Annotated in this window: 16 protein-coding genes; all 16 read left to right on the forward strand. The window is 46.7% G+C overall.

Going from position 1 to position 13,564, the window contains the following annotated elements:
* Positions 1-8 precede the first annotated feature (8 nt).
* The 16 genes from QN079_RS00600 (at position 9) to flgK (ending at position 13,561) form a co-directional block, all read left to right on the forward strand.
* A complete protein-coding gene (locus tag QN079_RS00600) occupies positions 9-791 on the forward strand; it encodes a flagellar hook-basal body protein (protein ID WP_015508738.1) in 783 nt (260 codons plus the stop codon).
* Positions 792-803: 12 nt separating this feature from the next.
* Positions 804-1,514, forward strand: coding sequence for a cell division ATP-binding protein FtsE (locus QN079_RS00605; RefSeq protein WP_005226626.1), 711 nt, complete (start codon positions 804-806; stop codon positions 1,512-1,514).
* A gap of 154 nt (positions 1,515-1,668) precedes the next feature.
* Complete coding sequence (locus QN079_RS00610) at positions 1,669-2,964, forward strand: methyl-accepting chemotaxis protein (protein ID WP_005226627.1); 1,296 nt, start codon at positions 1,669-1,671, stop codon at positions 2,962-2,964.
* Between the two features lie 18 nt (positions 2,965-2,982).
* Complete coding sequence (locus QN079_RS00615; RefSeq protein ID WP_289230213.1) at positions 2,983-3,486, forward strand: chemotaxis protein CheW; 504 nt, start codon at positions 2,983-2,985, stop codon at positions 3,484-3,486.
* Positions 3,458-3,967 carry a chemotaxis protein CheD gene (locus tag QN079_RS00620; RefSeq protein WP_005226629.1) on the forward strand — a complete coding sequence of 170 codons (510 nt, stop codon included), beginning with the start codon at positions 3,458-3,460 and terminating at the stop codon, positions 3,965-3,967. Before QN079_RS00615 ends, QN079_RS00620 begins: the two co-directional genes overlap by 29 nt.
* Positions 3,968-3,982: 15 nt before the next feature.
* A complete protein-coding gene (gene cheB, locus QN079_RS00625) occupies positions 3,983-4,993 on the forward strand; it encodes a chemotaxis-specific protein-glutamate methyltransferase CheB (protein WP_289230214.1) in 1,011 nt (336 codons plus the stop codon).
* Between the two features lie 5 nt (positions 4,994-4,998).
* Positions 4,999-5,772: a CheR family methyltransferase gene (locus QN079_RS00630; protein ID WP_128488763.1), complete on the forward strand. Its 774-nt coding sequence runs from the start codon at positions 4,999-5,001 to the stop codon at positions 5,770-5,772.
* Between the two features lie 21 nt (positions 5,773-5,793).
* Entirely contained in the window at positions 5,794-7,845 is a 2,052-nt protein-coding gene (locus tag QN079_RS00635) for a chemotaxis protein CheA (RefSeq protein ID WP_289230215.1), read from the forward strand.
* On the forward strand, positions 7,842-8,429 hold the full coding sequence (locus tag QN079_RS00640; protein ID WP_289230216.1) for a chemotaxis protein CheC: 588 nt from the start codon (positions 7,842-7,844) through the stop codon (positions 8,427-8,429). The genes QN079_RS00635 and QN079_RS00640 overlap by 4 nt, the downstream gene beginning before the upstream one ends.
* A gap of 14 nt (positions 8,430-8,443) precedes the next feature.
* On the forward strand, positions 8,444-8,806 hold the full coding sequence (locus tag QN079_RS00645) for a response regulator (protein WP_003129084.1): 363 nt from the start codon (positions 8,444-8,446) through the stop codon (positions 8,804-8,806).
* A gap of 19 nt (positions 8,807-8,825) precedes the next feature.
* Positions 8,826-9,215 carry a chemotaxis protein CheW gene (locus QN079_RS00650; RefSeq protein ID WP_005226635.1) on the forward strand — a complete coding sequence of 130 codons (390 nt, stop codon included), beginning with the start codon at positions 8,826-8,828 and terminating at the stop codon, positions 9,213-9,215.
* 17 nt (positions 9,216-9,232) lie between these two features.
* Positions 9,233-10,243: a flagellar motor switch protein FliM gene (fliM, locus tag QN079_RS00655; RefSeq protein ID WP_005232756.1), complete on the forward strand. Its 1,011-nt coding sequence runs from the start codon at positions 9,233-9,235 to the stop codon at positions 10,241-10,243.
* A complete protein-coding gene (fliY, locus tag QN079_RS00660; protein WP_005226637.1) occupies positions 10,240-11,298 on the forward strand; it encodes a flagellar motor switch phosphatase FliY in 1,059 nt (352 codons plus the stop codon). The genes fliM and fliY overlap by 4 nt, the downstream gene beginning before the upstream one ends.
* 95 nt (positions 11,299-11,393) lie before the next feature.
* On the forward strand, positions 11,394-11,669 hold the full coding sequence (gene flgM, locus QN079_RS00665) for a flagellar biosynthesis anti-sigma factor FlgM (protein ID WP_005226638.1): 276 nt from the start codon (positions 11,394-11,396) through the stop codon (positions 11,667-11,669).
* A complete protein-coding gene (locus tag QN079_RS00670; protein ID WP_289230217.1) occupies positions 11,670-12,026 on the forward strand; it encodes a hypothetical protein in 357 nt (118 codons plus the stop codon).
* A gap of 11 nt (positions 12,027-12,037) precedes the next feature.
* A complete protein-coding gene (gene flgK / locus QN079_RS00675) occupies positions 12,038-13,561 on the forward strand; it encodes a flagellar hook-associated protein FlgK (protein ID WP_289230218.1) in 1,524 nt (507 codons plus the stop codon).
* Positions 13,562-13,564 lie beyond the last annotated feature (3 nt).

Here is a 13,564-nt window from a genome sequence, read left to right on the forward strand (position 1 = left end):
ATGAGTCAATGAATATCAGTGGATTATTAGGAATCAGCCGTTCTGGGTTGAATCATTTGCAGACAAACTTAGACACGACAGCCAACAACATCGCCAACGTCAATACCAATGGCTACCAAGCACAAACGACCCATTTTCAAGCATTGATGGAAAATGCCATCGGTGCAGAAGAAACGCTATTTAATGGCAACGCCGCCCAATATGGTGCGTCAATGGGGGCAAAAGCGACTACGACTACCAGTTTTGCCCAAGGCAATCTGGCGGGCACCACTCAGCCATTAGATCTCGCGATCCAAGGCAATGGCTTTTTCGGGGTCCGGGACCAAACTGGTCAATTGCTGCTGAGTCGAGCAGGCAATTTTCATTTAAGTGAGAACAAGCAATTAGTCAATAGTGAAGGGTACCCTGTGGCAATGACCACAAACGTACCGACCCCTCAGTGGCCAGATGCGCAGCAAATCGCAATAGATGCCAGCGGTCAGCTGACGACGGAAGAAAATGGTCAGACTCGCGTGTTGGGACAGCTGACCCTTTATCAGCCGACGAATACAGAAAACATCACGCCAGTGGGCAACCAACTGTATCGTGCCGGTGATCAAGCGTTGCTTACTTCGCAAACCAATCCAGCAGCCTTTGGCAGCGTCTTGCAAGGACAGTTAGAACAGTCGACGGTGGATTTAGCGACTTCCATGACAGACTTGTTAACGACCCAGCGTGCGTATGGATTGAACACGAAAGCCATGCAGACAGCCGATGAGATGTGGTCCGTGATCAATCGTTTTACAGATTAGAGGAGAAAGAACATGATTCGCTTAACCAAGGTCAGTAAAAAATTCAGCAATGGCACGTTGGCATTGGCCGATATTTCTGTTGCGATCCCTCAAGGAGAATTTATCTATGTGGTGGGTCCCAGCGGTGCGGGCAAATCGACCTTATTCAAATTACTCTTGAAAGAAGAAGAGCTTTCGGCTGGTTCTATCCAAGTCGGCAATGTCTTGTTGGAACAACTCAAAGACCGTCATCTCTATATGGTTCGACGACAAGTCGGTATCGTCGGACAAGAAGACCTTTTGCTTCCTTATCTGACGGTTGCCAAAAACGTCGATTATGCGCTGCAAGTACTAGGCACTCCCCGCAAGCTGCGTCAGGAAAAAACCGCCAAAGCACTGCAACTGGTGGGTATGTTTCCTCAAAAGGATCACTATCCTGAGGAGCTTTCCGTGGGACAGCGCAAAAAAGTAGCGATCGCGCGGGCGATCGTCACAGAGCCAGCAGTCTTGATCGCCGATGAGCCCACCGCCAATCTGGATGCCAAATCAGCCGTTGAAGTCATGAAACTGCTCTTGCGGATCAATCAAGTCGGTGCCACGATCCTCTTGGCGACTCACGACAGCACGATGGTCAATACGGTCCGTAATCGGGTGGTCGAGCTGCAAAACGGTCGCTTGGTTCGTGATGAATATCAAGGCGGCTATACGCGCTTTGCTGATCCAAAAGATACATATGTCTGGTGAAGATGCTTAACTTTTCTAGCAAAAGATCCGATTAAAGAACTAGAAGATTGTTTTCATAATCGGATAAAGAAGGAGTGACCCAACGATTATCAAGTGAAGAGCGAATCTTGATAAACAGCACGACTGATCATTTTGCATAGGAAAGGATACTGTTATGAAGAAGAAGGTACAAGCTATCATCAAAAAAATCCGCTTGGCGGCGTTGATTCCGCTAGGATTTACCCTGATCGTATTATTAGGATGCTATTTCTTCGTGATCCGCACCCACGGAGACGGACAAGCAGCAAAAAGTTTTTTTATTTTTTCAGTAATCGTACTGCTGCTAGAAATCGCAGTGTTAGTAGGAATGACCTATTTGGTAAAAAAAGAGACCCACTCGGGCATGGATACGTTATTGACAGAACTAGAAGCAGTCGGTTCTGGCGATCTGTCGCATATCGATGAGATCGGCAGCAGCGACCAGACTTCTCTTTTTGGGCAAGTTCAAAATCGTTTTCAAGGGGTTTTAAACACCTTCAAAGCGGTGATCGTTGGCATGCACGAAGAAAGCAGCCGAATGGAAAAAATGGTAGGCGGCCTAACGACAACCTCAAAAAATGCCAAAAATTCAATTGAAAATGTGCGTCAGACGATGAATGCCATCGCAGATGCCACTAGTTCACAAGCCTCCGAAGCGGAACAAACCTCCTTTGATATGGACGAGCTAGCCTTAAGTATCGAAGAGATCCACAAAGAGATCGAATTGATGAACGGCTATGTCGGTCAATCCCAAAGCAGCAATGTCCACAATTCAGAAATGATGTTCCATGTGTTTGAAAGCTGGGAGATCGAACGGCAAAACCAAGCAGAATTAGTAGAAAGCATGAACGACATGAACGAAGATGTCCAAAGCATCGGTAAGATCGTTCAGCTGATCAATGACATTTCTGATCAGACCAACTTACTGGCATTGAATGCATCCATTGAAGCAGCTCGAGCTGGAGAAGCGGGCCGAGGGTTTGCCATCGTTGCGGAAGAAGTCCGCAGCTTGGCGGAACAAAGCAGTCAATCAACGAAAAGCATTCGTTCGATCATTGAAACGATCCGCAAAAAATCGGAAAAAGTGGTTTCTGCAGTGACGGATTCCTTTGAAAGCGGCGAAAAACAAACCAACAATATCAACAAAGCGATCGAGTCAGCCAATGAGATCTCTGATATTGTTGAAAAATTGGTTTCAAGTATTCAAGCCGTGGAAGCCCATATTACCGGGATCGTTGAGAAAAAAGACATGGTTCAAGTTTCCGTCAGCAACATTTCGGCTGCTGTTTCGGAAACCTCTGCCGGCACCCAAGAAGTAACGGCAAACTTAGAAGACTTCTACTTAGTCATCGAAGACTTTGAACGGAATGTGCAAGAGATCGAAACGATCGCCACTATCCTTAAATTCCAAGTGGATAGTTTCAAATTCTAAAAAGGAGCAGTGACGCCAATGGAACAATACGTTGTATTTAAAAGTCATCAACAACTCTTTGCCTTGGGTATCGACTATGTGGTACGGGTCATTGAGGCTGCTTCTTTTACCCAGCTGCCGGAAGTGGCGGATTTCGTGCTGGGGATCCAGCCTTTTGAAGAGGCAATGGTGCCGATCATTGACATCCGCAAAAAGCTGTTTGATGAATTTACACCGGAAACTGGGCAAAATGTGGTCTTGTTGTGTCACTGGCAAGAGCAGGCGATCGGCCTTTACGTGGAAGAGATCGTCGGCATTTTACCGCTAGTTGAAAGTCCTAGCAATGCGGAACTAAATACATCAGGACTCAAGCAAAACTATATCGAAGCCTTTCTGAAAAAAGACGATGAACTTGTGCTGGCATTGGAGCTGCCGTTTCTCTTCAGCTATGAACAAGCCGCTGAGATGACGGCGGAGTTAGACGCCTATCAGACAGAGGAATTGGCAGCCGTCAATGACCATGACAATGATGACCGTGAATGAGGAACTGCATGTGGGGATCTCGGAGTATAAGATCGCCCAAGCGCCGACGCGTTTGATCACGGTGGGTTTAGGTTCTTGCATCGGCACGATCATTTACGATGAAGCCAGTCATATCGGCGGCTTGAGTCATATTATGCTGCCAGATAGTCAGCCTTTTTTGCACAAGCGGGAAATCAAGCCCGAGAAGTTTGCGGACTTGGCATTGCCAGCGATGGTGGCTGAGCTGGAACAAAAGATCCGTCGGCCTCGCTTTCAAGCGAAAATCGTTGGCGGCGCCAATATGTTTCAGTTCCAGACGCTTAACGCTGCCAGCAATATTGGCCAGCGCAATATTGAAGCCGTCGAGGAAGTCTTGGCTCGGCTAAACATTCCGATCGTAGCCAAACATGTTGGCGGCAGCGCTGGTCGAACGATGATCGTAGATCTTCAGGATTTCAAGACCATGGTTCGGCAAGTCAAACAAGAAATCGTTTATTTGTAAAAGGAGTACAGGGACATGAAAAAAGTAATGATCGTCGATGATTCGGCATTCATGCGGAAAGTAGTGACAGATTTATTGAATCAGCTGCCTGATATCGAGGTGACCGTCGCTGCCCGCAATGGCAAACAAGCATTGGACTATCTGACCAAAGAAGCGATCGATTTGGTAGTAATGGATGTGGAGATGCCAGTGATGAACGGATTAGAGACCTTGCGGAGGATGAAACAGCAATCAGCCATTCCCGTCATCATGCTTAGTTCATTAACCAATCAAGAAACCACGATTGAGGCTTTGGCGCTTGGCGCCCGAGATTTTGTGGAAAAACCCGTCAGTCTATCGATGATCGAAAAAGAATGGATCGCTGAATTTCATCAAAAGATTTTGGCGATGGATCATGAAGTCGGTACGGTTCACCCGCCAGTACCAACGATTGCCCAGCCCACTAAGCTGACACAAAACAGCTTGCCGGTATCACTTGATGCGCTAGTCATTGGTGCTTCAACAGGCGGACCCCGTGCTTTGCTGGGAATTATTCGCCGTCTGCCTGCACGTTTGCGTTGCCCGATTTTGATCGTTCAGCATATGCCAGCGGGCTTCACGGCTTCCTTTGCAAAACGCTTAGACACAGAGACAACCGTCCGAGTACAAGAAGCAGTCGACGGCATGCGGATCGAAAATCAAGTGTATCTTTGTCCAGGGGATTACCACATGACGGTCCAACAAGGGCACCTGCAGCTGGACCAGCGAGAAAAACGGCATGGGACGCGGCCAACCGTCGATTATCTTTTTTCCTCAGCAGCTTACTACTATGGCCCGCAACTAGCGGCAGTGGTTTTGACGGGGATGGGAAAAGACGGCACCGCTGGCTTACGACAGATCCAAGCGGCTGGGGGCTATACGATCGTTCAAGACAAAGAAACGTGTACAGTCTTTGGGATGCCGCGGTATGCCATTGAACAAGGAGTCGTAGATGAAGTCCTGCCATTGCAGGGCATTGAAGCAAAAATTGCACAGATGGTCAGGTGAAGAAGATGGAAGAAGAATTTGCCTTATTTAATGCGTGGGTGGATCGCCGATTAGGGATTCCCTTAGCCGCATACAAAGAAAATCAAATGCAGCGCCGCATCCTTACGATCATGGAAAACAGCGGGGCAAAAACGTTGAGGGAATACCAGCAATTGATCGAAGGCGATGACGGGGTGCGGGCGGCTTTTTTAGCCCATATCACCATTAACGTAACGGAATTTTATCGCAACAAAGAACTGTTTGACGCCTTTGAACGCGTCTTGAAAACCATTGTTCTCCCGAAAACCACGCTGCCCAAAATTTGGAGTGCCGCATGTTCGATTGGGGCAGAACCCTATACGATCGCGATGCTGCTAGAAAAAAACCAAATTGCCGCAGCCAATGTCTTGGCTACCGATATCGATACGCAAATTTTGGCAAAAGCCAAGCAAGGACTCTATCGAGACCACGAATTGCGGAATGTCTCAGCGGCAGAACGTACCCGTTTTTTTGATGCAAAAGAAAAGAACCAGTATCAGATCAAAGCGGAAATCAAACGGCGGGTTCATTTTAAGCAACACGATCTTTTGAAAGACCCGTACAATGGGCCTTTTGATGTGATCGTTTGCCGCAATGTGACGATTTATTTCAAAAGCGATGCTCGGGATGCCGTCTATCAAAAATTCAGCGATGCATTGGTCCCAGGGGGCATTTTGTTTACGGGAGCGACAGAAACGATCAATTTTGCGGAACAATTCGGTCTCAAGAAAATCGATTCGTTTATCTATCAAAAAGTATAATTTTGTAAAGGAGGGACCCATTTGGATGACAATAGTGTCTATCGTACCCTTTTCTTTGAAGAAACAGACGATCATTTAGCGCAGTTGAATGATCATGTCTTGCAATTGGAAAACGATCCAAAAGATAGCGCCTTGCTGAATGATATTTTCCGTTCTGCCCATACCCTTAAAGGGATGGCGGCAACGATGGGCTATGACGTCATGACGCAGCTGACCCATAAAATGGAAAATATTTTTGAGTTATTTAAAACTGGGACCTTGCAAGTGACCCAGCAATCGATCTCATTGATTTTCAAATGTCTGGATCGCCTGTCAGAACTTGTGGAGGACTTGCGGGAAGAACGCGACCTGCAGCCAGCTCAAATTGCCGATTTATTGGCCGAACTTGACCAAACGGAACATTCTGGCGGTATATCAACCGAGACAGAAGCAAGCCAAAACCCCACCGCAGTGGGCGCGTTAACCCCACAGCTTCAACAGATCGATCCTTCTGATCTGTATGTGATCGAGCAAGCGGCTGGAGATGGCTATCAAGCGGTCCAAATTGCTGTTCGCTTAGATGCCCAATCCATGTTAAAAGGTGCTCGTGCCTTCTTGATCATGGAAAAGCTTGGCCAAGCAGGGGATGTTCTCTATACAGAACCAGATGCCCAAACACTCGAAGAAGGCACCTTTGAATCAGATTTTTCACTGCTGTATTTGACGCAGCAAACACTGGCTGATGTCGAGCAAAACATCGCCAGCAACAGTGAGATCGAAGCCTTCGTGGTGGCACCGTTTGATCCTTCAGCTGCTGTGTTGGAGGAGGCAGAAGAGCTGCTTCAACCAGTGCCGACCCCAGAGTCAGAGACTTCTGCTCTTCAGCAAGCGACAACAGAAACGAAAGAAAAATCGCCGGCGCCCGCGCATCATGCGTCCGCCCAAAATCAATCGATCCGAGTCGACTTGAATCGCTTAGATTCATTCTTGGATCTCGTGTCCGAATTGGTGGTCTATCGCAATCAATTGGAAGATGTCAGTGAGCGGGAAAACATCGAAGCAGTCAAAGACCCCTTAGAGCAAGTTTCGCGATTGACCTCTGAGCTGCAAGATTTGGTCTTGCGGATCCGCATGCAGCAAGTCAATGTCGTCTTTAGTCGCTTTCCACGAATGGTTCGGGACTTATCCAATGAACTGCAAAAGGAAATGGAACTTGTCATTTTTGGGGAAGAAACGGAATTGGATAAAACAGTGGTTTCTGAATTGAGCGAACCTCTGGTCCATCTGTTACGTAATTCTGTCGATCACGGCATCGAAGCACCCGATGTTCGGGAAAAACTGGGCAAACCGCGCAAGGGCGCGATTCGCTTGGCGGCCTATCAAGAAGGCAATCGCGTGATCATTACTTTAGAGGATGATGGCAAAGGCCTTGATCCGCAAGTAATCAAAGCAAGTGCTGAAAAGAAAGGCTTAGCAACGGAAGGTCTTTCCGATGAAGCGTTGCAGCAGCTGATTTTCCATCCTGGTTTTTCAACGGCACAAGAAGTGACTAACATTTCTGGGCGCGGTGTCGGGATGGATGCCGTGCAATCCAAGATCACCCAACTAGGGGGCACGATCGAAATGAAGAGCCAGCCAAATAAAGGCACGCAGTTTGTGATCAAATTGCCATTGACTCTGTCGATCATTCAAGCGTTGATGGTTCGCGTCGGAGCAGAAACCTTTGCGATCCCACTAAATCTCGTCGAACGCGTGGTGATGGTCAAAGAAGAAGAGATCATCCAGACGGTCTCGGATGAGGTCTATCGTTTTCAAGAGGAGTTGATTCCGTTGGTTCGGACCGATCAACTCTTAGCGATCGAAGGCGATCCATCTGAGAAAAAATTTGCCATCATCGTCAACAATGACCAGCAGTTTCACGGCATTTTGGCAGATGAGCTGATCGGCCAGCAAGAAATCGTCATCAAGAAAATCGATCCATTGCTGCAAAAGCTGAATCGCTATCAAGGGGCAACGATTATGGGCAACGGCTCGATCGCACTGATCCTAGACATTCATGCCATCTGTCAGGAAAAAAAGGATGACCGCTTATGAGCTATACAGCGCTGCAGATCGATGGCCTAAAAGAACTGATCAATATCGGCGGTGGTCACGCTGCGACTAGTTTATCAAAGCTCGTCCAAAAACCGATCGATATGCGGGTACCGGAAGTCGAGATTCTAGCTTATGAGGACCTGTATCAGCAGATCATGGCGGAAGACAAAGAAGTTCATGTGGTGATGAGCCAGATCGAAGGGGCATTTCGAGGGATCTTCTTGTTTGTCTTAACGGATGAATCCGCCGCAAAATTGCGTCAGTTGATGATCCAAGAAAGCGATCCGTCTGAAGAATTGAAGCAATCGGTCATCAACGAGTTGACCAACATCCTTACCAATTCTTTTTTGATCGCGATCGGGCAACTGTTGGAAACCCAGCTGAGTGCGTCTTTACCAAGCGCCAGCTATGATTTCTTTGGCGCAGCGATCAGCTCCATCTATTTGGCGATGGCCCAGTATGATGAGCAGGTGATGGTGATCCGTAATGAGTTCGTCTACGCCAAAGAAACATTAGAGGCATCGTTATTTTTGATTCCAGAAATCGGTGTACTAGAAAACATATTTGATTCATTAGGAATTTGAAAGGGGCAAATACAATGTCAAAAAAAGTATTGATTGTGGATGATGCGGTATTTATGCGCATGAAATTAAAGGATATTTTAGAAAAAAACGGCTATGAAGTCGTGGGGGAAGCCCAAAATGGCCAAGAGGCTTTTGAAAAATACCAAGCAACGACACCAGACTTAGTGACCATGGATATCACGATGCCAGAAGTGGATGGCCTAGAGGCATTAAAAATGATCCGCACGTTTGATGCGCAGGCCAAAGTCGTAATGTGCAGTGCCATGGGACAACAAGGAATGGTGATGGATGCGATTCGCGCCGGTGCGGTGGACTTTATCGTGAAGCCCTTTGACACGGACCGCGTAATCACTGCCATCGACAAAGCCTTTGCCTAATGCCTAGGAGGATAGCGACATGCAGATGATTCTTTTCAAAATGGCTCAGCAGTACTATTTGATCTCGGCGGACTCGGTGGACGAGGTCATTGATGCCCCTTCTTTTACGAAGGTGCCCTTAGCACCAGAGTGGGTGGAAGGGTTGATCAATCTGCGGGGGTCTGTCGTAACGGTGATTCGGTTGGCAAAATTGATTCCCATCATGGAACCAGCCTACGAAAAAAACATATTGATCATGAAGAAGCAAGAGGAGACCAAAGGGGTCCTCGTAGAAGAAGTAATTGAAGTTCTTGATATCACCGAAGACGATATCCAACTAAGCAATCAAGAGACAGAACATGCCGTTGGGGTCGTGACGATCGGTGAAAAAGTAGCCAGTGTGATTCAAATCGATCACATGATTTTTTAAAAAAATGGGGGATTAGTGTGGATCAGGTATTGACGCAGCAAGAGATTGATTTATTGTTGAATGCGATGAGCAGCGGAGAGATCGATCAAGAAATTATTGAGATAGAAGACAAACAAGCCAAAGTGAAAGCCTACGATTTTCGCCGACCAACAAAGCTGTCGAAAGAATACGTCAATACCCTGCACATGATCTTCGAGGATTTCTCGAAGATGAGCAGTAGCATGCTTTCTACCCAACTGCGGACCAATGTTTCTTTGCAGTTGGCAGCTATCGAACAAGTCAGTTATGACGAATTTATCCATTCGATACCAAAATTTACTTTGTTGGGGCTCTTTCATTCGCAGCCTTTGAGCGGGATTCAAATGATCGAGATGAACCCACAACTGTGTATGATGTTGGTGGAGTTGTTGTGCGGCGGCTTGGATGTCTATCAAAACAAGCCGATCGAAATGGATTTTAGCGAGAAAAAAAGTTTTACTGATATTGAAACAGCAATCTTGGAAGAAGTGGTGGCACAATTTGTACGGGTCTACCAAAATGTTTGGAAGGACATCGTTGCCTTGGATTCGGTTTTGGATGGAATCGATACGAATCCGCAATTGATGCAAAATATGTCGCCCAACGAACCCGTCGTGTTAGTGACCTTTACTATCAAAATTTTTGAAGTGAAACATTTTATCAATCTATGTATCCCCTATGTCTTCTTTGAAGGGATCATTGATAAATTAAGTTTCCGCAATTGGTTTGATAGCAATCAGCCAGTCAACCAAGACGATAGCCGCGAGTTGCAAAAAAGTTTGAATGGCGTCGGTTTGAATTTAGAAGTTCTGCTGGGCCATGCTCAAATGAGTCTTTCTGAGTTTCTCCACTTAGAAGAAGGCGATGTCATCAAACTAGACAAAAAAATTACTGAACCATTGGAGACTTTCATCGATGGAAAACCTTACTTCCGAGCAAAACCTGGGAAGCAAGAGGACCGTTTAGCCATTGAATTATTAGACAAGTTAGAAGAGGAGCAAGAACTATGAGTGAACGTTTATCCCAAGCAGAAATCGATGCATTGTTGAATCAAAGTGCCCCAGCCCAGCCGCAAGGATTAGAAGAGCAAGTCAAAGTCGACATTATCGGCGAAGTTGGCAATATCTCCATGTCGCAAGCGGCGACGACGTTGTCTTCCATTCTTGATCGTCGGGTCAGCATCACGACTCCCCGGGTGTCTAAAATCAAATTTGGAGAGATCTTAAACGACCTCGTTGCACCAAAAGTAGCGACGACAGTCGAATTTAAAGAAGGCCTTTTAGGCAGTAATTTGATGCTATTAGAAGTCAAAGATGCCATCGTGATCGCCGATTTGATGATGGGTGGAACTGGTGAAACCAGCAACACTCAATTTACGGAATTAGAGCTAAGTGCTGTGGCAGAAGCTATGAACCAAATGATTGGAACTGCCTCGACTTCGATGGCAACGATGATCAGCCGCAAAGTGGATATCTTGCCGCCGATCGTCAAACTATGGGAGACACCAGAAAACATTGAGTATAGCGGGATCGAGGCAGAGGAAGAGATTTACTGTATCTCATTTTCTTTGCGCGTCGAAGGTTTGATCGAAAGCAAAATCATGCAGATCTTTACCGATCCTGTGGTCAACGATATCGCCAGTGCGATGCTCTCAGACGAAGCGACTGTCGTTACTCGGGAAACACCAACACCGCAGCCAACGGCACCCGTTGCTGCACCTACGCCAGAACCAGCGGCTGCATCAAAGCCCGTGGAAGTCAGCAAACCTGCGTTTCAAACATTAGCCTCCAGCGGTGTGAGCGATGGGGATAATTTGGACTTGATTCTTGATGTGCCATTGGATCTAAGTGTCGTGTTAGGCCGCAGCAAAAAAACCATTAAGGATATTTTATCTTTCAATACGGGGTCCGTCATCGAGCTGGAAAAACTGACGGATGAACCGCTAGAGATTTTGTTGAACGGCAAACTGATCGCCACTGGGGAAGTCGTGGTCATCAATGAAAACTTTGGTGTGCGGATCACCAACATTCTTTCGCAAAAACAACGCATCCACAATTTGCATTAATTTGAAGAAATCGCAAAAAGTTAAACATATGGGTTTAACTTTTTTGTGATTTGACCGATAGTAGAGGGTAGAAGAATGAGAACGGAGGAGAACCTATGAAAATCGAAAGAGGTTACGCAGAATACAGCGACAAGGCCATCAAACGTGAAGCGGTCAAACAAGAAAAGCCATCTGCTGCTCAGACAGAAAAAACCGTCGATGTTCAATTGTCCGAAACAGCTCAAGCCATTCAAAAGAGTGCCAATCAAACAGCCAGTCGCAGTGAGCGAGTGGCAGAATTGAAACGAGCGATCAAAGAAGGCACCTACCAAGTATCTGCCGAAACGATCGCAGATAAAATGCTGCAACAAGATGAAAAGCAGGTCGACTAGATGACAGAACGGGAATTTGAGCGTCAGCTTCAGCAGTTCTTGCGGTTGCTGCAAAAAGAAAAGACCTGCTTGATCAAAAATCAAGCAGAAAAATTACCAGAACTCGTCGAGAAAAAAACCGCCTTCGTACCCGTTTTTTCCACGTATGAAGGAACTCTTTCAGTGACGATCAAAGAACTCATCCGCCAGATCCAAGTGCAGCAAGCCGAAAATCTCCTGCTGACGGAGCAAGCCATTAGTTTCCAAACTGTTTTGATGGATGCAGTCAAAGAAAATATCAAGACACGGGCAAATACGTATTCGAAATACCAAGAAAAACAAGCTGTCTCAACAGCGATCATCGATCAAAAAATGTAAGGAGTACTTCTATGACAGGACTATTTGGTTCATTAGGCACCGCAACCCGGGGCATGACCGCCAATCAAGCAGCGTTGCAAACCAGCAGCCATAACATTGCAAATACCAATACAGACGGCTACTCAAGACAACGAGTCAACTTGCAAGCCGAAGCGTCTTATCATTTAGCGGGTGTCGGCAGCATCGGTATGGGTGTGAAAGTCGGCAGTGTCGAACGGATCGTCGATGATTTTGTCATTGGACAAGTACGCAATGCCAATTCTACCTATACATATTATGAACAAAAAGCAGACATATTAGGACAGCTGGAAAGTTTAATGAATGAGCCTTCTGACAATGGACTGTCCAAACAGCTGGCAACGATGTTTGATTCTTGGACCGCATTAGCCAACAATCCTGAACTGGATACGTCTAAGACCCTCGTGCTGGAAAACAGCAGTACGTTTGCCGATACCATCAACCAAATGGGCAAACAAATGACGCAGTTGCAAAGCGACACGCTGGATACCATCGAAAAATCCGCGCTGGACTTCAATGAAAAGGTCAAACAGCTGCAATCCTTGAATGAACAGATCTATGGGTTGACGACGAGTGGTGAGACACCCAATGATCTTTTAGATCGTCGAGACAGTCTGTTGAAAGATCTCTCGGGTCTAGCAGGGATCGAAACCAAGACCGATCAGTATGGCCGTGGGTTTGTATCCATGAGCGGACAGACGATCTTAAGTGCGGAGGAACGCAATACCCTTAGTGTGGTGGTGGGACAAAGCGACACAGGCGCCTTGGTTTCCAAAGACGGCAACGCCTTGAATCCTGCCGAAACCATCACAGGGTCTTATCCAGCTGGAACCGTCTTGTTGACGAAAACCACCGACAATGGCGAAACCGCCTATACAGAATTGCCGATCAAAGAAGGCGCGATCGGAGGCCTGCAAGCATCATCTGGGGAGATCGGCAGCCGCTTGACGGAATTGAACAACTTTACATCGACGATCGCGCAAGCCATGAACATGGTCTTTACTGGCGGCGCTTCTCCTACTAGCGGTCTATTTGAGATCGGCCAAGATGATACTGGTACAGCGACGACGATTCGGGTCAGCCAAGCACTGTTAGATAACCCAAGTCTGGTGACCGGCGGAACGAGCAATGCAGCAGGAGATGGTTCAAGAGCTGCTGCAATGGCGAAACTCAGCAGTGCCAAATTGGACTTCCCGTTGTCAGAAAAGACGATCGCTTCTTTTGATTCTGAGACATTGTCGTTTGCCAATGCAGCATCTGGCATGAGTGTCAGCAGCTATTTTAACAGCATCGTCACCAAAAACGGGATCTCAAAACAGCAAGCCGACAATACAGTCAGTGCCCAATTGTCGCTGCTGAATCAACTAGAATACAAAAATCAATCGGTGTCTGGGGTTTCATTAAATGAAGAAATGTCAGATGTGATTCGTTTCCAACAAGGATTTCAGGCCAATGCCCGCATATTATCGGTCGTTTCTGAAATGTTAGACACATTGATCAATCGAACAGGAGTGTAGACC

Source organism: Enterococcus sp. FZMF, from assembly GCF_030263915.1.
In the GTDB taxonomy this organism is placed as follows: domain Bacteria; phylum Bacillota; class Bacilli; order Lactobacillales; family Enterococcaceae; genus Enterococcus_D; species Enterococcus_D casseliflavus.